This window comes from Enterobacter mori LMG 25706 (assembly GCF_000211415.1).
GTDB lineage: Bacteria > Pseudomonadota > Gammaproteobacteria > Enterobacterales > Enterobacteriaceae > Enterobacter > Enterobacter mori.
This window is the reverse complement of the sequence record NZ_GL890777.1, coordinates 83,895-107,831: the sequence shown is the minus strand read 5'-3', so window position 1 is coordinate 107,831 and position 23,937 is coordinate 83,895. Positions and strand designations below refer to the sequence as shown.

Genomic DNA, 23,937 nt, shown 5'->3' with positions numbered 1-23,937 from the left:
GAATGAGGTACTTTTATGCGTGCTCTGCTCCGCTCCGCCGGTACAGACGTTGCGGCCCAGTGTTTTTTGAACGCGCTGCTGCGCGAAACGAAGGACTGGCGCTATCATCCCGCTACCGCTGCGGATGAGTTATCGCAGATTCATATCCCGCTTTCCCAGACCCAGGCTATTCGGGTTCCCGTACGCTATTTTTCGCCTACCCAGCATCACCAGTATCATTTTCCGGCAACGCTGATCCACGCCGACAGCGATAGCGGTGACGCCGTCACCTTTACGCAATTGGTTGATTTAATTCTTGAAAAATCCTCCGTAAAAGGTTCACTGGATAGCGAAACGCTGGCACGCTTTAAACAGCGCGTCCTTGAAAGCCATGCGCATACCTGGCAGGCGATCGATCTGCGCCACAGCTGGGCAACCTTGCGCGATAAACCGCTGACGTTTGCCGAGGCGGAACAGGCGCTGCTGGTCGGCCACGCGTTTCACCCTGCGCCAAAATCCCATGAGCCGTTCAGCGAAACCGAGGCGCGGCGCTATCTGCCTGATTTCGCCTCCCGCTTCGCGCTGCGCTGGTTTGCCGTTGAGAGCACGCTTATTGCCGGCGATAGCCTGAACGTCTCCCTGCGCGAACGTCTGCTGCGCTTCGCGGCACAGAGCGCACCTGAGCTGCTCGGCCACTTCACCGACACCCGCTGGCTGCTGCCGATGCATCCGTGGCAGGCCGACTATCTGCTGGAGCAGGCGTGGTGCCAGCGTCTGGCGGAAAAAGGTTCATTGCAGGACCTGGGCGAAGCGGGCGCGCAGTGGCTGCCCACCAGCTCGTCACGCTCGCTGTACAGCGAAACCAACAGCGACATGATTAAGTTCTCGCTCAGCGTGCGCCTGACCAACTCCGTGCGCACGCTGTCGGTGAAAGAAGTTAAGCGCGGGATGCGCCTGGCGCGCCTGGCGAAAACGGAACGCTGGCAAGACTTGCAGGCACGCTACCCGACCATGCGCGTGATGCAGGAAGACGGCTGGGCGGGGCTGCGTGACGAAAATGGCATCGTTCAGGAAGAGAGCCTGATGGCCCTGCGCGTCAATCTGCTGTTCGATACGCCAGACACCCAGACCAACGTGCTGGTGAGCCTGACCCAGGCCGCGCCGGACGGCGGTGATAGCCTGCTGGCCGCGGCGGTGCGCCGTCTGAGCCAGCGTCTGGAATTACCGCTCGACCGGGCCACCCGCTGCTGGCTCGACGCCTATTGCGACCGCGTGTTACTCCCGCTGTTCAGCGCCGAGGCGGACTACGGCCTTGTCCTGCTGGCACACCAGCAGAATATCCTCGTTGAAATGCAGCAGGATTTCCCCGTCGGGCTTATCTACCGCGACTGCCAGGGCAGTGCATGGACCGAAGGGGCCGATGCGTGGCTGAAAGAGGCGGGTGAAACGGAGGTGGAAAACCGCTTCGGCGACAGCCAGCTGCTGCGCTACTTCCCTTACTACCTGCTGCTGAACTCTACCCTTGCCGTCACCGCCGCCCTCGCCGCCGCCGGTTTTGACAGCGAGGAGAGCCTGATGTCCCGGGTGCGAGACGCGCTGGCCGAACTGCGCAAGACGGCAGCGCAGACCCGCTGCCTCGACTACGTGCTCGACAGCCCGACCTGGAACTGCAAAGGCAACTTCTTCTGCTACCTGCACGATCGCAATGAAAACACCATCGTCGATCCGGCGGTGATCTATTTCGACTTTAGCAACCCGTTTTACAAGGAGAAGGCGTGATGGCCATTGCGAATATCGTCCATTCCGGCTACGGCTTTCGCTGCACAGGCACGGAAAAAAACCTGCCGCTGACGCTGGGTCTTGACGGCAGCGCGGTGCTGGAGCGTCAGAATGTGATCCCGGATGGCTGGCTGGCTGAGGCGCTGGATCAGCTGTTTGTTGCCGCACCCACGCTGGCCGGTATCACCCTGCCCTGGGCAACCTGGCAGGATGAACCGCAGGCGCAGGCGCTGTTTCGTCTGGCAAGCGGGGATTATCTGGCGCGTGAAACCTTTTGGCAGCTGCCGCTGTGGCTAAAAGGCGAACAGCCGCAGTCCAGCGGCGGGATGCAGTTTGATGAGAGCCGTCAGCTGTACTTCCCGCTGCGTCCTCGCCGCCCGCAGGGCGAAGTGTACCGCCGTTACGATCCGCAAATTAAGCGCACCCTGAGCTTCCGCGTGGCCGACGTGACGCTGGACGGCGAGCGTTTTACCCAATGGATGAACAACCCGCGCGTGAACGCCTTCTGGGAGATGGCGGGCCAGCAGGCCGAGCAGGAAAGCTACCTGCGTCGCCAGCTTGACTCGACCTACTGCTACCCGGTTATCGGCTGCTTTGACGACCAGCCGTTCGGCTATTTTGAACTCTACTGGGCGGCGGAAGACCGCATTGGCCGTCACTATCGCTGGCAGCCGTTTGACCGCGGGCTGCACATGCTGGTGGGTGAAGAAAACTGGCGCGGCGCGCAGTACATCCGCAGTTGGCTGCGCGGCCTGAGCCACTATTTATATCTCGATGAGCCGCGCACCGCGCGCATTGTCGCCGAGCCGCGCTTCGACAATCAGCGCCTGTTCCGCCATCTGGCATCCGCCGGTTTTGACACGATGAAAGAGTTCGACTTCCCGCACAAGCGCTCGCGCCTCATCATGAGCCAGCGTCACCGCTTCTTCAGCGAGGTGGGCCTGTGAACGCGCTCTGGCAGAAAGTGAACCGCGAAATGGTGGCGAAGATCCTCGCCGAGCTGGAATACGAAGGCACCCTGCGCGCTGAGCAGGTTTCGTCGGGAGTCTGGCGCATCACCATGGGCAGAGAGTCCTGGCAGTTTCGCGCCGCGCGCGGGATCTGGGGCTGGCTGCACATCGATCCTGCCAGCCTGACCACCGCCAGCGGCGAAGCCGTCGAAGCGGAAAGCGCACTCCTGCAACTCGCAACAGTGCTGGAGATGAGCGACGCGCAAACGGCAGAGCACATGGAAGATCTCTACGCCACGCTGCGCGGCGATATGCAGCTGCTTCAGGCGCGTGAAGCGCTTGACGCGGACGCGCTGATCCACCTCGACCCGGACGAATTACAGTGTCTGATGAGCGGTCACCCGAAGTTTATTTTCAACAAAGGTCGCCGCGGCTGGGGGCTGGACGCGCTGCGTCAGTACGCGCCTGAGTATCGCGGACGTTTTCGTCTGCACTGGGTTGCCGTTCAGCGGGAGCATCTGGTCTGGAGCAGCGACGCCGATTGCGATATCAGCGCTCTGCTGGCCAGCGCCATGGACAACGGCGAGCGCGCCCGCTTTGACGCCCGCTGGCAGGCGCTAGGTCTGAACGATAGCTGGCTGCCGGTGCCGCTGCACCCGTGGCAGTGGCAGCAGAAGATCGCCATTCATTTCCTGGCGCAGCTGGCGCGCGGTGAAATGGTTGAGCTGGGCGAGTTTGGCGATGAGTATCTGGCGCAGCAGTCCCTGCGCACGCTCACCAACGCCAGCCGCCGCGCGCCGTATGACATCAAGCTGCCACTGACTATCTACAACACCTCCTGCTATCGCGGCATTCCGGGCAAATACATTGCCGCCGGGCCGCTGGCCTCGCGCTGGCTGCAGCAGCAGTTTGCCACCGACGCCACGCTTGCCCGCTCAGGCGCGCAGGTGCTTGGTGAACCCGCCGCCGGATATCTGTCGCATCCGGGCTATGCCGCGTTGCCGAAAGCGCCCTACCGCTATCAGGAGATGCTGGGGGTGATCTGGCGCGAAAACCCGTCCTGTTATTTAGAGGACAGTGAACAGGCGGTGCTGATGGCGGCGCTGATGGAAACCGACAACGCAGGGCGCCCGTTGATTGACGCGTGGATTAACCGTTCGGGGTTAAGCGCCGACGCGTGGCTGGAAAAGCTGTTTGAAGCAACGGTGATCCCGTTCTACCACCTGCTCTGCCGCTACGGCGTGGCGCTGATCGCCCACGGCCAGAACGTGACGCTGGTGATGAAGGACTACGTCCCGCAGCGCATCCTGCTGAAAGATTTCCAGGGCGATATGCGCCTGGTGGATGAGGATTTCCCGCAGGCGCAGAGCCTGCCGGAGCAGGTGAAGGCCGTCACGGCGCGCCTGAGCGCGGATTACATTATTCACGACCTGCAAACCGGCAACTTTGTGACGGTGCTGCGCTTTATCTCGCGCCTCACCCTGCAATGCGGCGTCAGCGAAACCCGTTTCTACCAGATTCTGGCACAGGTGTTACTTCGCTATATGGCCGCGCATCCGGAGCTTGCGGAGCGCTTCGCGACGTTCGACCTGTTTAAGCCGCAGATTATTCGCGTGATCCTCAACCCGGTCAAACTGACCTTCTCCGAACACGACGGCGGCAGCCGCATGCTGCCGAACTACGTTACCGATCTTGATAACCCTCTTTTTCTCGCCTCCCGGGAGTCAGCGCAATGAAAACCTATGATTTCATCGGCATTGGTATTGGCCCGTTTAACCTCAGCATCGCCGCTCTGGCGGAAGGGCTGGACGGTTTTAGCTCGCTGTTCCTTGAGCGTAAACCGCACTTCTCCTGGCACCCGGGGATGATGGTGCCGGACTGCCACATGCAGACCAGCTTTCTGAAGGATCTGGTCAGCGCCGTGGAGCCCACCAACCGCCACAGCTTCCTGAACTACCTGGTGCAGCGTAAAAAGTTCTACCGCTTTCTGACCACCGAGCAGCGCACCGTCTCCCGCGAGGAGTTTGCGGACTACCTGTGCTGGGCGGCGGAAAACCTCACCAACCTGTCATTCAGCCAGCAGGTGCAGCAGGTGAGCTTTGATGAGACAAGCGGCCTGTTTGAGGTGATGACACAGCGGGACCGCTTCCTGGCGCGCCACGTCTGCGTGGGGATTGGCAAACAGATCAACCTGCCTGACTGCGTCACGATGCAGGACGATACCTGCGTCCACGCCAGCGAGATGATGCTGCGCACGCCGGATCTCGCGGGCAAGCGCGTCACCGTGATCGGCGGTGGTCAGAGCGGTGCCGACCTGTTCCTGAACATCTTCCGCGGTGAATGGGGCCGGCCGCGGAGCCTGAACTGGGTATCGCGCCGCAACAACTACAACGCGCTGGATGAAGCTGCCTTTGCCAACGAATACTTCACGCCAGAATACGTGGACAGCTTCTCCACGCTCGGTGAAGAGGCGCGTCGCCAGATGCTGCACGAGCAGAAGATGACCTCTGACGGTATTACCACGGAATCGCTGCTGGCGATTTACCGCGCCATGTACCACCGCTTTGAAGTGCTGCGTGAAAAACCCTGGGCTCACCTCCTGCCATCCCGCTCGGTGACAGCCCTCACGCGCCAGGAAAATGGACACCGCCTGAGCATTCAGCATCATCTTGATGGCGGTCAGGAACAGCTGGAGAGCGACGTGGTGATTTTCGCCACCGGCTACCGCGCCGTGCAGCCTGCGTTCCTCGCGCCGCTGTCTCACCGCCTCCATCGGGATACGGATGAGGCCTTCTGCATTAACAACGATTTCACCCTTGAATGGGACGGCCCGCAGAGCAACCGCCTGTTTGCCGTAAACGCCGGGATGCACCGTCTCGGCATTGCCGAACCCCAGCTCAGCCTGATGGCCTGGCGCGCGGCGCGAATTCTGAATCGCGCGCACGATGACGAGCCGTTTGAACTGGCTACCACCCCTGGCGTTATCCACTGGCGAAGCACCGCCAGCCCGGAAAGTAGCCAGGTTTTTAAATCTTTAGCAAAAACGACCGAGTACTGACACACACATTCAGGATCAACATAACAATGAAACGTTCTCATCTTTGGGTTTTAAATCCTTGCTTGCTTGCAATGCTTTCTACCTCTGCGTGGGCGGAAGAACAAAAGGAAGAAGATATCGTGGTCTCTGCCAGCCGCGCACACCGCAGCGTGGCTGAAATGGCGCAGACCACCTGGGTCATTGAACGGGCTGAAATTGAGCAGCAGGTTCAGGGCGGAAAAGAGATTAAAGAAGTGCTGGCCCAGCTGATCCCAGGCATGGACGTCAGCAGCCAGGGGCGCACCAACTACGGCATGAACCTGCGCGGTCGTTCGATGATGGTGATGGTGGACGGCGTGCGTCTGAACTCGTCACGCAGCGACAGCCGCCAGCTCGACTCTATCGATCCGTTCAATATCGATCGTATCGAAGTGATCTCCGGTGCCACCTCGCTCTATGGCGGCGGCAGCACCGGCGGCCTGGTGAACATCGTCACCAAAAAGGGCCAGCCGGATACCGAAGTGGAGTTCCAGACCGGGACAAAGAGCGGGTTTAACAGCCACAACGATCACGATGAGAACGTGTCGGCAGCCGTCAGCGGCGGCAACGATAAGGCCTCCGGTCGTCTGTCGGTGTCGTATCAGCGCTACGGCGGCTGGTATGACGGCAACGGCGACGAGGTGATTATCGATAACACCCAGACCGGCCTGCAGTATTCCGACCGTATTGACGTGATGGGCACGGGTACCATCAACATTGACGATCATCAGCAGCTGCAGCTCACCACGCAGTACTACAAGAGCGAGTCCGACGGGAAGCATGGTCTGTTCCTCGGCGAAAACTTCTCGGCGGTGACGGGCGATGCAAAAGCCTACAACAAAGACAACCTCAACTCCGATCGTATCCCCGGTACCGAGCGCCACCTGATTAACCTGCAGTACTCGAATACCGATTTCTGGGGCCAGGACCTGGTCGCGCAGATTTACTATCGCGATGAGAGCCTGACCTACTACCCGTTCCCGACGCTGAGTAAAGGCGCGGTAACCAGCATTGGCGCATCCCAGCAGAAAACCGACTTTTACGGCGGCAAGCTGACGCTGAACAGCAAGCCGGTGGATGATTTGACCCTCACCTGGGGTGTCGATGCCGACCATGAAACCTTCGATGCCAACCAGCAGTTCTTCGATCTGAGTAAAGCGGCGGCAAGCGGCGGTATGGATCTGGAAAATGCCTATAACGTGGGCCGTTATCCGGGTTACAGCATTACCAACCTTGCCCCGTTCCTGCAGGCCAGCTATGACATTGATGCCATCACCCTGAGCGGCGGCGTGCGCTACCAGTACACTGAAAACAAGGTGGATGACTTTGTTGGTTACGCCCAGCAGCAGGCCATCGCTAACGGGAAAGCCACCTCCGCCGACGCGGTGCCGGGTGGGAAAACGGATTACAACAACTTCCTGTTTAACGCCGGGATACTCGGCCGCCTGACCGAACAGCAGCAGCTGTGGTTTAACTTCTCGCAAGGCTTCGAAATTCCGGACCTGGCGAAATACTATGGCTCTGGCACCTACCAGCTCGTCGACGGCCACTATCGCCTGCTAAACAGCGTGAACGTGAACGACTCGACTCTGGATGGGATCAAGGTTAATGCTTACGAGCTGGGCTGGCGTTTCACCGGCGACAATCTGCGCACGCAGGTCGCGGCATACTATTCGCTCTCGGATAAAACCATCACCATCAACAAGAGTGACATGACCATCAACCTCGAAGACGATAAACGTCGTATTTACGGGGTCGAAGGCCAGGTAGACTACTTCTTCACCGACAGCGACTGGAGTACCGGCGCGAACTTTAACGCCATTAAGTCTGAGACGCGTGAAAACGGAAAATGGGAGAAGCTGACGGTCGACAGCGCCAGCCCGTCGAAGGCCAGCGCATGGGTTAACTGGGCTCCGGGCGACTGGGCGCTGCGCGTGCAGAGCACGCAGACCTTTGACGTATCTGACGCCGACGGTAAGAAGATTGATGGCTATAACACCATTGATTTCCTGGGCAGCTACGCCCTGCCGGTGGGCAAGGTCAGCTTCAGCGTGGAAAACCTGCTGGACAAAGACTACACCACCGCCTGGGGCCAGCGCGCGCCGGGGCTGTATAGCCCAACCTACGGCGCACCGGGCCTGTATACCTATAAAGGCCGAGGACGTACCTTTGGTCTGAACTACTCCGTACTGTTCTGATCCTGCGCGCCGCCTGCGGGCGGCGCATATTGCTGTGTAATTTCAACGCGAATTTGCTATAAAATCAGCGATTTGCTGAAATTGTCGGCAAACGAACGAAAAGTTTACTTTCCCCCTTTGACAAGGTGAACGCAGGTCGATAATATTCGCCCCGTTCACACGATTCCTCTGTAGTTCAGTCGGTAGAACGGCGGACTGTTAATCCGTATGTCACTGGTTCGAGTCCAGTCAGAGGAGCCAAATTTGAAAAGCCTGCTTTTGAAGCAGGCTTTTTGCTTTTGATGTTCTCCTCCGCATCGGTAGAGTGTTGGGGCCAGGTTGAGGGCCCCCTCTCACGGCTTCATAACGATGCGGCCAAGCGGTTTCGCTGTCTCAGCGTATTCATGGGCCGCCGCGGCGTTAGCCAGGGGGAAGATGCGGTCAATGACAACCCTGATGCGCCCTTCTGCCACAGCCTGCAAGATGTCGTCCACACTTGCCCGAACGCCGGGCCTTTCAAAAAGGGGCCCCATGAATACCCCCATGAGTGTCTGGTTAGACTGCATTGGCGGCCACAAGTCGACAGTCAGACTGCCACCGCCCGCATTACCGACGAAGACGAGACGTCCTTGCGGAGCGAGTGCAGAAAGCGAAACAGGCAACGTCGTCCCTACCGGATCGATGACGAGGTCAACACCGGCGCCACGGGTGTACTCTCGGACACTGTCAACGATGTTGTCCTCTACACGATCCACGACATAATCGGCACCCAATTCAAGCAACCGACTTCTTCGCTGCGTTCCGCTTGCCACGGCGATAACCGTCGCGCCTGCTTGTGAGGCAAGCTGAACGGCCGCGAGCCCCACGCCCCCTGCTGCTGCCTGAATCAGGACCGTTTCTCCGTGCCGAAGCATGCCTCGTGTGAAAAGGCAATGATGCGCGGTTCCAAAAGAAATCGGTACCACCGCCGCGTCTGCTGCATCCACCCCATCCGGTATAAGCCAGGTTCGTTCCGCAGGCACAGCCCAACGTTCCGCATGCGATCCCTGCATGCTAAACGCAGTCACTCTGTCTCCAACCCTGCGATGACGGACTTTCGAACCGACGGCAACCACTGTGCCCGCGGCCGCGTAGCCGACGATCCACGAAGGAAGAGGCGGCGGAGTTGAACGCCGGTTGATCAGATCTCCCCCTTCAATCGAGATTGCCTCGACAGAAATCAGGACGTCATCAGGCCCTGCGACCGGATCCGGGACATCAATGTATTGCAGGACGTCGGGAGCGCCTTCCACGTCATAAACCGCTGCTTTCATTAATTTTCCTCTGTCATATCAAGACCCGTAGGAAGCCGTTAGATTTGATGGCAGGTGAGTACCGATTACGATCATAGAGCGCCTGCCGTCCGAAGGGGAAAACGGCTTCGCGTGTTGTCATGATTGTACCTTTGTAATGGGGCGAAATCTGTCCGGTGAACACAAAGACACTTTACAGGTGCCAGATCGGGCGGATAAACAAGCGACGTTGTCCATCATTCTTTATAAGCTGCTCAAGGGTTCTTCCCATCGTGCTATTCCCTCTCTAAAAACTATCCTTTCAACTGAGCGACGAGCCCGGCCAACGCAGCGCTACCGGGCAAGCCAGCAGCTAGATCTGGTAATCAATCGCCACTTCTTCCGGCTCCATTACCTGACGTTTAATCTCGTCCACCGACAGTCCGGCGTTGCACAGCTCGATAAAGCGCCAGACATAGTTGCGCTGCAGCTGTCCGCGCTTCAGCCCAAGCCAGACGGTATTGGCGTCAAACAGGTGACGCGTATCAAGACGCACGAGGTTCCCGTCTTCGCGTTCCCCGCTGGACTGTTCCGCCACCAGGCCTATACCCAGACCCAGCTCGACGTAAGTTTTGATCACATCGGAGTCCTGCGCGCTCAGCACCACGTCCGGCGTGAGCCCTTTGCGGTTGAAGGCTTCATCAATGCGCGAGCGTCCGGTAATGCCCTGGCGGTAAGTGATCAGCGGCCATTTCGCAATGTCTTCCAGCGTCAGGGGAGAGACCTGATTCAGGGGATGATCGACCGGGAGTAATAAACTGTGGTACCAGCGGAACCACGGGAAGGCCACCAGCAGCGGGTCGTTGCTCAGACGCTCGCTGGCGATGCCAATATCTGCCCCGCCGTTTTGCAGCAGCACTTCAATTTCCTGCGGCGTGCCCTGAATAAGCTCCAGACGGACATCCGGGAAAAGTTCGCGGAAGGCTTTAATCACCGGCGGCAGGCTGTAGCGCGCCTGCGTGTGGGTAGTGGCGATGGTGAGCACGCCCGAGGCGTCATTGGTGAAGAGATCCGCCAGACGACGCACGTTGCTGGCCTCGTTGAGGATCCGCTCAGCGATGGTCAGCAATGCCTTGCCCGGCTCCGTCATCCCAAGCAGACGCTTGCCGCGACGGATAAAAATCTCTATCCCCAGTTCCTCTTCCAGCTCGCGAATATGGCGGCTGACACCAGACTGGGATGTATAAAGCATGTTAGCGACTTCGGTCAGGTTGTAGTCCCGCCTGGCCGCCTCACGGATAATTTTAAGTTGCTGGAAATTCACAATTCACTCCGGCGCATCTGACATAGCTCTATTGTTAGAGTCAGCTGAGCTGCAGAACAAATAATAAAAACCAGCATCTTATGCTTTTATGGAATATCAACTCACGAGCTGGAGTTCACGGTTCTCAAGCGACGGCTTGCTGACCAGCGACATCAAAATCTCTTTTACCGCCTGCGCCTGCGGCGACAGCGATCCGCGTGCGGACATATTCAGCGACAGCGGCAGGCTCATTGAAGGCGTGGTGATGCGCGCCATCCAGCCGTTTGCCGCACTGCACAGCGAGCGGGCGGCGGACTCCGGCAGGACCGTTACTCCCATTCCGCTGGCAATTGCTGCGGTCAGCGTGGAAATAGAATCAATTTCGCCAATAATTTTGGCCGTCAGGCGGCGCAAGGAGAACGCTTCATCCACGCGCACGCGCACCGCGCTGTAATCGCGCGGCAGGAAGAGATTCATCTCGGCCACGGCGGTTAAATCAACGCTCTGACCCGGGCAGTCGCGGGTGCCGACCAGATAAAGATCTTCTTTCAGCAACGGCTGGCTGGTGATCCCGGCGACGGGAGAGCGATCGTAAAGGACGGCCATATCCAGCTGGCCGTTGAGCAGTTTGTCATTCAGAACGGAACCGCTGTTTTCGTGCAGGTAGACCAGCACTTCAGGCAGCTCAGCGCGAACGGCCTGCAGCAGTGGCATGGTGATAGACGATGCCGCGGTGCCTGGCGCTAAACCAATGGAAACGTGCCCGCTCAGGGTCTGGCCGACATTGTTCACCGCCAGCTGCGCCTGTTCACACTGACGCAGAATAGTGCGGGCATGGGTATACAAAATTTTGCCTGCTTCTGTTGGCGTTACGCCGCGCTTGGTGCGGATCAGTAATTGCTGGTCCATCTCGCCTTCCAGCGTAGCCACCTGCTGGCTCAGCGCAGGCTGCGCGATATGCAGCACTTCTGCCGCTTGAGTCAGGCTGCCGATATCGACGATTTTTACGAAGTATTTCAGTCGTCTTAAGTTCATTTTGCCCCCTGTTCAAAAAACTGTGCCGGAACCGGCTGTCGTTGTTGAACTGGTTTTGCAATATGAATGCCAGTTTTGCGAAGAGGTCTGATTTGTTGCTAAGCGGCTGAAAATAAGGAAAGCTAATCATGGATGGGGGTTTAATGACTGAAACAGCAGTTTATGATCTGCCCCATTAGAGGTATGTTTGCACCATGACGGTGCATTACGTTGGCAAAAGCGTCACTTTGCTGATTTTGTCAGCAAACGATCAAAAGGTGTTGATCCATCCTTTGACAAGGCGAACGCAGGTCGATAATATGCGCCCCGTTCACACGATTCCTCTGTAGTTCAGTCGGTAGAACGGCGGACTGTTAATCCGTATGTCACTGGTTCGAGTCCAGTCAGAGGAGCCAAATTTGGAAAGCCTGCTTTTAAAGCAGGCTTTTTGCTTTTCTGCGGCGGGTAAAATTGTCGGGTGGCGGCTTCGCCTTACCCGACCTACGGGACTGTAGGCCCGGTAAGCGCAGCGCCACCGGGCGAAACGAACTTAATCGCTGAGCTTCACCGGCATCCCCGACCGCCGTTCCAGTTCTGCTCCCGCCCCCTCGTTTATCAGCTGCGTCCGCTGTGCGCCTGAAATGGGCAGAGGCACTTTCCGTGTTGACTCAAATTCCGCGCGGTTACGTGATAATGACTCATGAACCTCAACCCAGCGGCTGCCGTCCGGCTCGGTGGTGGTTTTAACGGGCCTGTCGATAAGCTGCACGCGGGTTCCTACGGGAACATTATCGAAAAGGTATTTGATGTCGTTATTACGCAGACGAATGCAGCCCTGGCTCACCCGCAGCCCGATGCCGAAATTCGAGTTTGTGCCGTGAATGGCATAGAGCCTGCCGATATAAATCGCATACAGCCCCATCGGGTTATCCGGCCCGGCGGGCACGAACGCCGGCAGGGTTTTCCCCTCTGCCGCATAGGCGCGGCGCGTATTCGGCGTCGGAGACCAGGTTGGCCCCTCCTGCTTACGCTCAACGGCCGTCACCCAGTTACGCGGCGTTTCGCGTCCGGCCTGACCAATGCCGATGGGCAGCACTTCTACGGTGTTGCCGCCAGGCGGATAGTAGTAGAGGCGCATTTCCGCCGCATTTATGATGATCCCCTCGCGGACGGTGTCAGGCAAAATCAGCTGTTGAGGTATTACCAGACGGGTGCCGGATTTAGGCAAAAAAGGATCCACGCCCGGGTTTGCTTCCAGCAGGTTGCTCAGCCCCTGCCCGTACTGCGCGGCAAAGGCTTCCAAAGGCAGCGTGTTGCCTTCGGGAACGGTGATGATAATCGGGGTTCCCACCAGACGACTGCCTTCCGGCGGAAGTGGATAGGTTACGGCAAACGCACCGGGAACAGCGGCGCACAGCGTAAGGACGAACCAGATAAGTCGAATCATAGTTTCCTGTGCTCATAAAAAGAGAAAGCCCGGGCTCAGGCAGGCTTTCTCAGTTTACGCTATCACGCCTCGGTTTTGCGCCACCTGCGCGTCAGTACTTTTTCCGCCTCGACAATAAGGAACATCACAAAACCAATCAGCAGGGTGATGACCCAGTAGCGGAACGGCAGCGCCTCGGTGCCAAACAGCATCTGCATGAAGGGTGCGTAAATAATAAGAAGCTGTAGCGCCAGCAGTACGCCGCTCACGATCCAAATCCCTTTGTTCGCCAGCAGGCCTTTGCTCAGCGAGAAGCCGTCATTCACGCGACAGTTGAGCATGTAGAACCACTGCGCAGTGACCAGGGTTTGCAGCAGCACGGTGCGGATAAATTCCGCCGAATAGCCGCGCGGCTGTAGCCAGGCTTCCAGCACGAAGGCGCTGATGGCAATCATCAGACCGACAAACACCACGCGCCAGATGGCATAGCCGTCCATCACATGGAGATTCGCCTTGCGCGGTGGCCGGTTCATGATGTTTTTCTCACCCGCTTCAAACGCCAGGCCAAACGACAGCGTGGCCGACGTCGCCATGTTCATCCACAGGATCAGGACCGGCGTTAGCGGGATCAGGTTCCCCGCCAGCAGCGCGATGATGATCAGCAGAGCCTGCGCGATGTTGCTGGGGATGACGAACAGAATGGTCTTTTTCAGGTTATCGTAAACCCGACGTCCCTCGTGCACCGCGCGGGCAATAGTGGCAAAGTTGTCATCCGTTAACACCATGTCGGCGGCTTCCTTGGTGACTTCCGTCCCCTTAATCCCCATGGCGATACCCACATCCGCCCGCTTGAGCGCTGGGGCATCGTTTACGCCATCCCCGGTCATGCCCACGACTTCCTGTTTACTTTGCAGAGCCTGCACAAGGCGGAATTTATCCTCCGGGCTGGTTCGGGCGAAAATATCGTACTGCTGGGCGGCATCACTCAGCTGACGATCGTCCATCGCCTCCAGCTCACGTCCGGTGATAGCGCTTGCGGCGTTACCTATCCCCAACATTTGCCCAATGCTCATTGCCGTTTGCGGGTGGTCGCCGGTAATCATTTTCACGCGGATCCCGGCCTGCAGACAGTCGGCAATGGCGGTAATGGCCTCCGGACGCGGCGGATCCATCATTCCTGCAATACCCAGCAGGATCACGCCATCATGCAGGTCCGGGTGATCCAGCTCGCGTTGCCCCTCGTGGGCAGGTTTCCAGGCCGCCGCCACCATACGCAAGCCTTCCCGGGCATACTCTTCAATCTTCCCTTCCCAGTAAGGCTGATCGAACGGCTGCAGTCCGTCATTCGTCTGCTGGTACTGGCAGAGGCGGAACAGGACGTCTGGCGCGCCAGTGATTAAAATCACCTCTTCATCGCCCAGCCGGTACAGCGTGGACATGTATTTATACTGCGAATCAAACGGGATTTTACTGCGCATTTCGGTATCGAGCGGTGGGAGCGGAATTTTCGCCGCCAGCACCTTCAGCGCGCCCTCGGTTGGTCCCCCGGTGATTTTCCACAGCCCCTGCTCGTCTTTGATCAGCTGGCTGTCATTACAGAGGTCAATTGTGCGCAGGTAGCGTTCCAGCAGGGAACCCTGCGTCACGCTGACGGGCGTTGGGTCATCTACGGGGTGAATATTCCCCACCGGTTCGTAGCTGTCACCCTCCACGCGATAGGTCGTGTCAGCGGTAATCACCGCTTTGACTGTCATTTCATTCATCGTCAGGGTGCCGGTTTTATCCGAGCAGATGACCGTCATCGCCCCCAGCGTTTCCACCGTGGGCAGCTTGCGAATGATGGCCTTGCGACGCGCCATGGCCTGTACGCCAAGCGAAAGAATGATGGAAATGATGGCCGGCAGGCCTTCCGGCACGGCGGCAACGGCGAGGCTGATAAGCGACAGCACCAGTTCAGAAACCGGCATATCCCGGAACAGGAGACTAAAGACAAACAGCGCCACCATCATCACCAGGATAGTGATGAAGATAGTCTTACCGAGCTTATCCATCTGCACCATCAGCGGCGTGCGGTGCTTTTCAATGTCGGACATCATCTGATTGATGTGACCCAGCTCGGTCTCGCCCCCGGTTGCTACCACCACGCCTTTACCGCCGCCGGAGCTGACGGTGGTGCCTGAGTAGAGCAGATTATACCGGTCACCTAAAGGCAGTTCCCCGCTTAACGCATCGCTGTTTTTCTCAACAACGGTGGATTCACCGGTCAGGATGGCCTCCTCCACGCGCAGGTTGTGCGCTTCAATCACGCGCAGATCCGCAGGGATACGATCCCCGGCACGGATCACCACGATATCCCCCGGGACCAGCGCCGTGGTGGGGATCGTTTCATGATTCCCCTGCCGTACCACCACGGCTTCGCTGGAGAGCATATTGCGAATACTCTGCAACGATTTTTCAGCATTGCTCTCCTGGATATGGCCAATCAGCGCGTTAATGATGGCAACCCCAAGGATCACAAACATGTCTACCCAGTGGCCCATAAAGAGCTTAAGCAACGCGGCCACCAGCAGAACGTAAATCAAAACGTCGTTAAAATGCGCCAGGAAGCGCAGCCAGGCGGGTTTGCCCTTTTTTTGCGGTAACGCATTCTCACCGTGCTGCTGAAGTCGGGCTGATGCCTCAGTGCCGCTAAGGCCTTCCAGGGTGGAGTGGATATTCGACAGGGTTTCGTCAACGGTTTGTTGATAATACGGACGTTCAGGTTTTCCTGTTTCCATCGTTCCTTCCTCAGGTTCTATTCAGAAATCACCTTGCTTCTCTGTAATTAACGAATAACGAAAACAGGGACATGAGCGTAACGAACAATACTTGCCGCCTCTGATCCTAACAAATGGGTTTGAATATTGGGATTTCGCGAGCCTACAATAATCGCGCCGACAGCCAGTTCATCCGCCAGCTTTATAACCTCATCACGAACATTCCCGCTACGGACATGGAGATGAACACGCGCTTCTGGCAGATTCAATTTTTTGACCAGGTCAGACAGCTTTTCTTTCGAATTATTAATCATATATTCATCCATTTTGCGCGCATCTGAAATAAAACCACGCGTCAGTTCGGCTGAAAATTTGGGCATGACGTGCAGCAAATGAATGTCACCCGATGCGCTTTGCGCCAGAAACTGTGCATGCTGCAACGCTTTATCCGCCAGGCTTGTCTCGTAGACATCCACCGGAACGAGAATGTTTTTATACATATCGAGCATCCTTTTTATAACCAACACGAGAGTGAATGAAGCAAAAAAACGCATTAAATGCAGGGGGTTGCCCTTAATGCCAGTTACGGTAAAAAGAGATGAATAATATTAAACGTAGCACAGGAATATCAGGTTTAGCGCTTCCCCACTGATAATGGTTATTTAACATTTATGTTTTCGCCGACTATGCTCATAGTCAGCCACCGCTTCCGGCTCATGGAGGAATGTATGTATGGTTTAAGCCTGATCCGCCTGGGTATGTTTATTGCACTCGCCATTATCGCCAGTACGGCGATTGGTTTATTTACCTATATGGTTGTCACTGTTCTGGCAGAATAGTGTCACCCCCTGTCCAGGTTATGGAATAAATAAAACAGTTATTTATTAGGGGAATACAGTGAACCGCTACCTCTCTCTTTTACCGTTCGTTTTGTTAACGCTCACGGCGTGCGACCCTAAACCGAAGCAAGCCTCCCCCCTGCCCAGAATGGTAAAAGTGGCGGAGGTGACGGTTCCCGGCCACGCCCAGCAGCGCGTTTTCCCCGCCCGCATTGAATCGGGCGATGCCACAGACCTTTCCTTCAAGCGTGCAGGGCAAATTGAAGCGCTCGATGTACGCCAGGGTGCTGCCATCAAACAGGGGCAACAGCTTGCCAGACTGAACGGCCGTGAGGCCCAGCAGCGGGTTAACGACAGACAAACAGCGGCGACGCTGGCCCAGAGGCAGTTCGACCGCTTCCAGACGCTGGCAGGACGACAGGCCATTTCAAAAGCCGAGATGGACGTGCAGCGTGCGAACCGCGATTCGGCGAATGCGGCGCTGCAGATTGCCCGGGAAGAACTAAATCAGATGACGCTCGTTGCGCCCTTTAGCGGGACGGCAGCCAGCGTGCACGTGCGAAACCATCAGGTGGTGTCCGCCGGTCAGCCCATCGCGACGTTAACCCGTACCGATCTGCTGGACGTGGTGTTCAGCATCCCTGAAAACCTGTTTAAGACCTTTGATATTCGCAACGCGCAGTATCGCCCCGTGGTGAGAATTAACGCCCTTCCGGATCGGGAATTTACCGCCGTCTACAAAGAGCATTCGGGCAGCAGCGACAGCAATACCCTGACCTGGCAGGTGATACTGACCATGCCGCGACCCGATGATTTTCCCGCCGTCGGTGGCGTAAGCGGTACGGTGACCATCAATTTAACCAACCTCCCGGCCGGTGCGGGTGCTCAGGCGCTCGTCGTACCGGTTGAGGCAGTCTTTAACCCGGACAACAGCCCGCGCAATGAGCCGCACGTCTGGGTCGTAACGGGAGAAGGCGACACGCTCCATCTTGAAGACCGCAAGGTCAGCGTGGGGCAAGTGAGTACCGAAGGCGTGGTAATCACCAGCGGGCTTAAGGCGGGCGAGCGCGTGGTGGCCGCAGGCGTTGGGGAGCTCCACGCTAACCAGCCAGTGCGTATCTGGACGCGTGAACGGGGACTGTAATGGATATCTCTCGTCAATTTATTAATAACCCTGTTCGCGTCTGGCTAACGATTCTGCTGCTGGGCATCGGGGGGATTTTCGCCCTGTTGAATATCGGCAGGCTGGAAGATCCCGCCTTTACCATCAAAACCGCCGTGGTGGTCACCCACTACCCCGGCGCATCCGCTCAGCAGGTTGAAGAAGAGGTGACACTTCCGCTGGAGAATGCCCTGCAGCAGCTGCCTTATCTGGACAACGTGAGCTCCATCTCGTCAAACGGTCTGTCGCAAATCACTGTTAACATCGCTTCACGCTATCACTCGAACGAACTGCCGCAGATTTGGGATGAACTTCGCCGCCGCGTGGGCGATGCCTCGCGTCAGTTTCCGCCCGGCGTCATCACCCCCTTTGTGAATGACGATTTTGGCGATGTGTTCGGCTTCTTCTTCGCCATTTCCGGAGATGAATTCAGTAATCCTGAACTGGTGAGATATGCGGAGCAGCTGCGCCGGGAGTTGATTCTGATCCCCGGCGTCGCAAAGGTTGCCATCGGCGGGGCCATTAGCCAACAGGTCAACATCGATATCTCCCTGACCAAAATGGCCGCGCGCGGCATTACGCTGAACCAGCTTTCCGTCCTGCTCAGCAGACTTAACGTCGTTTCCAGCGCAGGAGAAATCACCTCCGGCACCGAATCCATTCGCCTGCACCCGACCGGTGAGTTCGAGAATCTTGATGAACTGGCGGATATCATCATCACGCCTTCCGGCACCGGGGCGGCGACGCGTCTGCGGGATATCGCCACGTTGTCGCGCGGGCTAAACGAATCGCCCGCCAGTCTCTACCATGCCAACGGCAAAAAAGCCGTCACCATGGGCGTCTCGTTTATTCCCGGCGTGAACGTAATCGACGTGGGCCACGCGCTGGAGGCGAAGCTAAACCAGATGTCGGCGGAAAAACCGGCAGGCATACAGATAGACCTGTTTTACGATCAGGCAGCCGAAGTGGGCCACTCTGTTAACGGTTTTATTATTAACTTCCTGATGGCGCTGGCGATTGTCATCGGCGTGCTGCTGATCTTTATGGGCGTACGCAGCGGGATCATCATTGCGTTTTCTCTCGCGCTCAACGTGCTCGGCACGCTGCTGATTATGTATCTGTGGGGCATTGAGCTGCAGCGCATCTCGCTCGGGGCGCTGATTATCGCCCTCAGCATGCTGGTGGATAACGCCATCGTGATTGTCGAAGGGGTGTTGATTGCCCGACAGCAGGGCTCGCCTCTGCTGGCCGCCGTGAACTACGTCATCCGCCGCTCCGCCCTGCCGCTGCTGGGGGCGACGGTGATTGCCATCCTGGCGTTTGCCCCTATCGGGCTGTCGCAGGATTCCACCGGGGAATACTGTAAATCCCTCTTCCAGGTGCTGCTGATTTCCCTGATGCTGAGCTGGTTTTCGGCGCTCACCCTCACCCCGGTGCTGATTAAGTGGTGGTTGTTTAAAAACGACAACACCCCCGAAAAAACCGATGAGTCAGATCCTTACGATAAACGACTCTACCGCGTCTACCAGCGCCTGCTTAACACGCTTCTGCACCATAAGGCACCGACGCTCATTGTGATGGCTGCGCTGCTGGCAGCGTCTGTCTGGGGTTTTGGCGCCGTACGGCAAAACTTTTTCCCGTCGTCTAATACGCCGATTTTCTTTGTCGACCTCTGGCTACCCTACGGCACCGATATTAAATGGACCGAGAAAATGACCGGCGATATCGAAAAAACCATTAACGGCCAGCCGGGCGTGGAAACCACCGTCTCGACCATTGGTCAGGGAAGTATGCGCTTTATTCTGACCTACAGCGGACAGCGGCAGTACAGTAACTATGCGCAGATCATGGTGCGCATGGACGACCAGCGCAACATCTCCGCCCTGACGCGCCACGCGGACGAGTACATCGCGCGAAACTATCCGCAGGTCAACGCCAGCACCAAACGCGTGATGTTTGGCCCCTCCGGCGACAGCTCCATTGAGGTACGCATTAAAGGTCCCGATCCTGACCGGCTGCGCCTGATTGCCAGCCAGGTGGACGACATCCTCACCCGCGACCCTGCCACGGGCAGCGTCAGGAACGACTGGCAAAACCGTAGCAAGGTGATCCGCCCACAGTACGTTGCCGCCCTGGGCCGCGAGCTTGGCGTAGATAAACAGGACGTCGACAACGCGCTGGAGATGAACTTCTCCGGCAGCCGGGCGGGGCTGTACCGGGAAGGCAGCGACCTGCTGCCCGTGGTGGTGCGCCCGCCTGAGAGCGAACGGCTGGACGCCAATCACCTGAACAACGTGCTGGTGTGGAGCCAGACGCGGCAGCAGTATATCCCGCTGAGTAACGTCGTCAGCCGCTTCTCGCTGGAGTGGGAGGATCCGCTCATCCTTCGACGCGACCGTTCGCGGGTGCTGACGGTTCAGACAGACCCGGACCCGCTAAGCCAGCAAACCTCCGGTGATATCCTCGCCCGCGTGAAGCCGCAGGTAGATGCCCTTCCCCTGCCACACGGCTACAGCATTGAGTGGGGAGGCGACGCGGAAAACTCCAGCGAAGCGCAGCAGGGGCTGTTCACTACGCTACCTCTCGGGTATCTGGTGATGTTTGTCATTACGGTGCTAATGTTCAGCTCGGTAAAAAATGCCGTCGCCATCTGGCTGACCGTACCGCTGGCGCTGATCGGCGTGACGCCGGGATTTTTAATTACCGGCATTCCCTTTGGCTTTATGGCGCTGATTGGACTGCTGAGCCTGAGCGGAATGCTCATCCGCAACGGCATCGTGCTGGTGGAAGAGATTGAGCAGCAGAAAACGCAAAAGGATCAGCACGAGGCGATCGTGTACGCCGCCACCTCGCGCCTGCGCCCCATCCTGCTCACTGCGTTTACGACAGTTCTTGGCCTGGCTCCGCTACTGCTGGACGTTTTCTTCCAGAGCATGGCCGTTGTGATTATGTTTGGACTGGGGTTTGCTACAATCCTGACGCTGCTGGTACTCCCGGTGATCTATGCGTGTTTCCATCGTAAGGACGAAGCCAAATAACAATGAATGCGACAGGGCTGAACATTATCAAGACGCTGGGCTGTATGACGGCGGTGACCTTCTTTACCATCTACAATACCTGGGATCATTATGATTATGACTATCACTGGATCCTGGGATTTTTAACTTTTATCTCGACCATCGCCACGCCGCTGTTTTTTGTGGTTTCGGGCTATCTCGACGGACAATCCCGGCACGGCACCCGCTGGCAGCTGGGTAAAATTAAAAGTCTGGTGATTGTTTTTCTCTTCTGGATAACGATCTACTACCTGTGGGAGCCCTATCAGCGCGGGTATTTAATCCAGCCCTGGTTCGTGTTCGCCTTTGTCGTGATTTACACCTTCCATCCGGCGGTGGAGTGGCTCAGCCAGCGGCGAGCGCTATTCTGCGGGGCGATTGCCGCCCTGCTGCTCTTTTCCTACGGATACGATCTGCTATCGGCGCTTTATCCTGAAACACACTTCCTTTCCCTGTCACCACAGTATCGGCTGTGGACATGGCTGCTGTTTTATCTGACGGGGCAGCTCTTCTGCGACCCGAAAATCGCCGAGTGGATAAGCCGCAAAAATGTCGTCAGGGCGGCGGTTGTCGCCATCCCGTTTATCTATCTCTTTACCTGGTTTTACGAGCGCCACTTCTTCTTCGCGCTGTTCAAGGCGGACAGAAACGCCTTTATTCTCACCGGCTCTCAAATTTACATTTTGATCATCGCGCTGGTGATTGCGGCGAACGGCGTGCGCTTTCGTCGCAACGCCGAATTCAAAGAGTCGGTTCTGGCCGCCATCAGCAAAACGATGACCGGCGTGTATATTGTGCACTACTCGGTATTTCACCTGCTGACGGCGCTGATACCGGTGACCTCACTCGGCATAAAGCTTTCGCTGATTGTGCTCACGTTCGTCACCTCTGTTCTCTTCTCCATGCTGGTATTGTCTAACGCCGTGGCAAAAAAAGTGATCACCCTTTAAAAGCCTAAGCGCAGCCAGGCAAAGAGCACGTTGCCGTTATTGTAGGTACCTGGAATATAGGTGAACTGGACGGTAACGCGCTTATACCCGGCCGAAAACAGCGGGAAGATGAACGGTAGCGGCACGTAGTTGGCAAAATCATCTCGCGCCGTGATGCCCGCTGCAGCACCGAGCCCCAGGCGGAAATCCTTCGCATTATCCAGATACCAGCCCTTCTCCCAGCCATAGCCCATCGCGGGCTGCCATTCGTTGTGGGAGTCCTTGAACATCATCGCAAAGAGCGCGCTCCAGTTGCCCTCTTCGTTATAGCGGGAAACGCCCAACCCGCCGCCCCACGGCATTTCATTGTAATTGTCCGTTTTTTCTTTGTCGTACATAAAGCGAGCGTGCCAGCTCAGGAACGGCAGGTACAAATCGTAACGTTGAGGCTCTTCCCAGGTCTGGGAGATATCATCCGTCAGCGTATTCCACCAGCCGCTAATTCGCTGTTCTCCATAGACTTTCTGCTCGGCATGAAGCGGTGCGGCGAATAAAAAAAGGACAATCCATATGGCCGAAAAGGTGCGTTGCATCGTTTTTCCCTCAGCTTAAGTCACGCAGCGGTTTCTATTACTGTAATCCATTCAGCACTAACCGGAGCCAAACAGACTGATTTATCTCGAGGCAGGGGAAGATGAAATTTATTTATTCAGCGCCTTCCGGAAAGATAAAAACGTTTTCTCAGGCGTTTTGTCGCGGTAGTCTCATAGGTTCCGTTTATATGACGGACGCAATGTGAGTGACCTTTTCTTATACCAATAATTAAAAATCAGTACAGACAGGACAACTATGGACTCCACCCTCATCTCCGAACGTCCCAACGAGGAGACACCTTCGCTCAACCGTGCCCGCCGCGCAGCCTTAGGCAGCTTCGCGGGTGCCGTCGTCGACTGGTATGATTTTCTGCTCTACGGCATCACTGCCGCCCTGGTGTTTAACCGCGAATTCTTTCCCCAGGTCAGCCCCGCGATGGGCACGCTCGCGGCGTTTGCCACCTTCGGCGTCGGCTTTCTGTTTCGCCCGCTGGGCGGGGTAATTTTCGGCCACTTTGGCGACCGCCTCGGCCGCAAGCGCATGCTGATGCTCACCGTCTGGATGATGGGGATCGCCACTGCGCTTATCGGTATTCTCCCCTCGTTTGCCTCCATCGGCTGGTGGGCGCCGGTACTGCTGGTCACCCTGCGCGCCATCCAGGGCTTCGCCGTAGGCGGTGAATGGGGCGGCGCGGCGCTGCTATCCGTCGAGAGCGCGCCGAAGCACAGGAAAGCCTTTTACAGCAGCGGCGTGCAGGTGGGTTATGGCGTCGGCCTGCTGCTCTCCACCGGGCTGGTCTCCTTAATCAGCCAGCTCACCACCGACGAGCAATTCCTGAGCTGGGGCTGGCGCATTCCGTTCATCTTCAGCATTGTGCTTGTCATCGCCGCGCTGTGGATCCGCAACGGGATGGAAGAGTCCGCGGAATTCGAACAGCAGCAGCGGGAAAAACCGGTCGCTAAAAAACGTCTGCCAGTGATGGAAGCGCTGGTTCAGCATCCTGGCGCTTTTCTGAAAATTATCGCCCTGCGCCTCTGTGAACTGCTGACGATGTATATCGTCACCGCGTTTGCGCTGAACTACTCGACGCAGAATCTCGGGCTTCCCCGCGAGCTGTTCCTCAATATCGGCCTGCTGGTCGGTGGGATAAGCTGCCTGACTATCCCCTGCTTCGCCTGGCTGGCGGACCGGTTTGGCCGCCGTCGCGTCTATATTACCGGGGCGCTGATTGGCACTCTCAGCGCCTGGCCGTTCTTTATGGCGCTGGAGGCACAGTCGATCTTCTGGATTGTCTTCTTCGCCATCATGCTCGCCAACATCGCTCACGACATGGTGGTGTGCGTGCAGCAGCCGATGTTCACCGAGCTGTTTGGCGCAAGCTACCGCTACAGCGGCGCGGGCGTGGGCTATCAGGTGGCAAGCGTGGTCGGTGGCGGGTTTACGCCGTTTATTGCCGCCGCGCTGGTGACTTTTTCTGGCGGAAACTGGCACAGCGTGGCGATTTATTTGCTGGCCGGTTGCCTGCTCTCTGCCGCCACGGCGCTGTTTATGAAAGAGCCGCGCCACACCTGATCTCACTTTTGTTTCACGGGCGTGTGACATACTATCGGGTAGAGTCACACACCT

Annotated in this window: 16 protein-coding genes, 2 tRNA genes and 1 pseudogene; 11 read left to right on the top strand and 8 right to left on the bottom strand. The window is 57.4% G+C overall.

All coding sequences use genetic code 11. The features are described 5' to 3' along the window. Nucleotides 1–15 precede the first annotated feature (15 nt). From ENTMO_RS0114185 to ENTMO_RS0114160, 6 genes are all read left to right on the top strand, one after another. Nucleotides 16–1,758, top strand: a complete 1,743-nt coding sequence (locus tag ENTMO_RS0114185) for an IucA/IucC family protein (RefSeq protein ID WP_010432124.1) — start codon at nt 16–18, stop codon at nt 1,756–1,758. Next, on the top strand, nt 1,758–2,705 hold the full coding sequence (locus tag ENTMO_RS0114180; RefSeq protein ID WP_010432121.1) for a GNAT family N-acetyltransferase: 948 nt from the start codon (nt 1,758–1,760) through the stop codon (nt 2,703–2,705). The genes ENTMO_RS0114185 and ENTMO_RS0114180 overlap by 1 nt, the downstream gene beginning before the upstream one ends. Further along, nucleotides 2,702–4,444 carry an IucA/IucC family protein gene (gene iucC / locus ENTMO_RS0114175; RefSeq protein WP_010432117.1) on the top strand — a complete coding sequence of 581 codons (1,743 nt, stop codon included), beginning with the start codon at nt 2,702–2,704 and terminating at the stop codon, nt 4,442–4,444. The genes ENTMO_RS0114180 and iucC overlap by 4 nt, the downstream gene beginning before the upstream one ends. Further along, nucleotides 4,441–5,766, top strand: a complete 1,326-nt coding sequence (locus ENTMO_RS0114170) for a lysine N(6)-hydroxylase/L-ornithine N(5)-oxygenase family protein (RefSeq protein ID WP_010432114.1) — start codon at nt 4,441–4,443, stop codon at nt 5,764–5,766. Before iucC ends, ENTMO_RS0114170 begins: the two co-directional genes overlap by 4 nt. A gap of 26 nt (nt 5,767–5,792) precedes the next feature. After that, nucleotides 5,793–7,982, top strand: a complete 2,190-nt coding sequence (locus ENTMO_RS0114165) for a TonB-dependent siderophore receptor (RefSeq protein WP_010432111.1) — start codon at nt 5,793–5,795, stop codon at nt 7,980–7,982. Between the two features lie 164 nt (nt 7,983–8,146). Further along, a tRNA-Asn gene (locus ENTMO_RS0114160) sits at nt 8,147–8,222 on the top strand. Between the two features lie 92 nt (nt 8,223–8,314). Here ENTMO_RS0114160 and ENTMO_RS0114155 read toward each other — a convergent pair. From ENTMO_RS0114155 to nac, 4 genes and pseudogenes are all read right to left on the bottom strand, one after another. Then, a complete protein-coding gene (locus ENTMO_RS0114155) occupies nt 8,315–9,274 on the bottom strand; it encodes a quinone oxidoreductase family protein (RefSeq protein WP_010432108.1) in 960 nt (319 codons plus the stop codon). Between the two features lie 22 nt (nt 9,275–9,296). After that, nucleotides 9,297–9,395, bottom strand: a pseudogene (locus ENTMO_RS25945) (RidA family protein); the annotation flags it as partial. 210 nt (nt 9,396–9,605) lie between these two features. Beyond that, on the bottom strand, nt 9,606–10,556 hold the full coding sequence (cbl, locus tag ENTMO_RS0114150; RefSeq protein ID WP_010432106.1) for an HTH-type transcriptional regulator Cbl: 951 nt from the start codon (nt 10,554–10,556) through the stop codon (nt 9,606–9,608). A 96-nt stretch (nt 10,557–10,652) separates the two neighbouring features. Further along, entirely contained in the window at nt 10,653–11,570 is a 918-nt protein-coding gene (nac, locus tag ENTMO_RS0114145; RefSeq protein WP_010432103.1) for a nitrogen assimilation transcriptional regulator NAC, read from the bottom strand. Between the two features lie 319 nt (nt 11,571–11,889). Between nac and ENTMO_RS0114140 the strand changes: the two genes are divergently transcribed. Next, nucleotides 11,890–11,965 (top strand) — tRNA-Asn (locus ENTMO_RS0114140). Nucleotides 11,966–12,099: 134 nt separating this feature from the next. Here ENTMO_RS0114140 and ldtA read toward each other — a convergent pair. The 3 genes from ldtA to ENTMO_RS0114125 form a co-directional block, all read right to left on the bottom strand. Then, nucleotides 12,100–12,996 (bottom strand): L,D-transpeptidase, encoded by an 897-nt coding sequence (ldtA, locus tag ENTMO_RS0114135; protein ID WP_010432100.1) that lies wholly within the window; start codon nt 12,994–12,996, stop codon nt 12,100–12,102. A 62-nt stretch (nt 12,997–13,058) separates the two neighbouring features. Beyond that, entirely contained in the window at nt 13,059–15,752 is a 2,694-nt protein-coding gene (locus ENTMO_RS0114130; RefSeq protein ID WP_010432097.1) for a cation-transporting P-type ATPase, read from the bottom strand. A gap of 47 nt (nt 15,753–15,799) precedes the next feature. Beyond that, complete coding sequence (locus ENTMO_RS0114125) at nt 15,800–16,231, bottom strand: universal stress protein (RefSeq protein WP_010432094.1); 432 nt, start codon at nt 16,229–16,231, stop codon at nt 15,800–15,802. Between the two features lie 397 nt (nt 16,232–16,628). Between ENTMO_RS0114125 and ENTMO_RS0114115 the strand changes: the two genes are divergently transcribed. From ENTMO_RS0114115 to ENTMO_RS0114105, 3 genes are read left to right on the top strand one after another with little or no spacing between them, the layout of a single operon-like run. Then, nucleotides 16,629–17,714 (top strand): efflux RND transporter periplasmic adaptor subunit, encoded by a 1,086-nt coding sequence (locus ENTMO_RS0114115; protein ID WP_029485111.1) that lies wholly within the window; start codon nt 16,629–16,631, stop codon nt 17,712–17,714. Next, nucleotides 17,714–20,770, top strand: coding sequence for an efflux RND transporter permease subunit (locus ENTMO_RS0114110; RefSeq protein WP_010432086.1), 3,057 nt, complete (start codon nt 17,714–17,716; stop codon nt 20,768–20,770). Before ENTMO_RS0114115 ends, ENTMO_RS0114110 begins: the two co-directional genes overlap by 1 nt. Nucleotides 20,771–20,772: 2 nt before the next feature. Continuing rightward, nucleotides 20,773–21,738, top strand: coding sequence for an acyltransferase (locus tag ENTMO_RS0114105; protein ID WP_010432083.1), 966 nt, complete (start codon nt 20,773–20,775; stop codon nt 21,736–21,738). Here the strand turns inward: ENTMO_RS0114105 and pagP are convergent. Next, nucleotides 21,735–22,310: a lipid IV(A) palmitoyltransferase PagP gene (gene pagP / locus ENTMO_RS0114100; protein ID WP_010432078.1), complete on the bottom strand. Its 576-nt coding sequence runs from the start codon at nt 22,308–22,310 to the stop codon at nt 21,735–21,737. The two genes, ENTMO_RS0114105 and pagP, sit on opposite strands and share 4 nt — an antisense overlap. Before the next feature lie 256 nt (nt 22,311–22,566). On the opposite strand from pagP, the gene shiA reads away from it, so the two are divergent. Continuing rightward, entirely contained in the window at nt 22,567–23,883 is a 1,317-nt protein-coding gene (gene shiA, locus ENTMO_RS0114095) for a shikimate transporter (RefSeq protein WP_010432076.1), read from the top strand. The last annotated feature ends 54 nt before the right edge of the window (nt 23,884–23,937 follow it).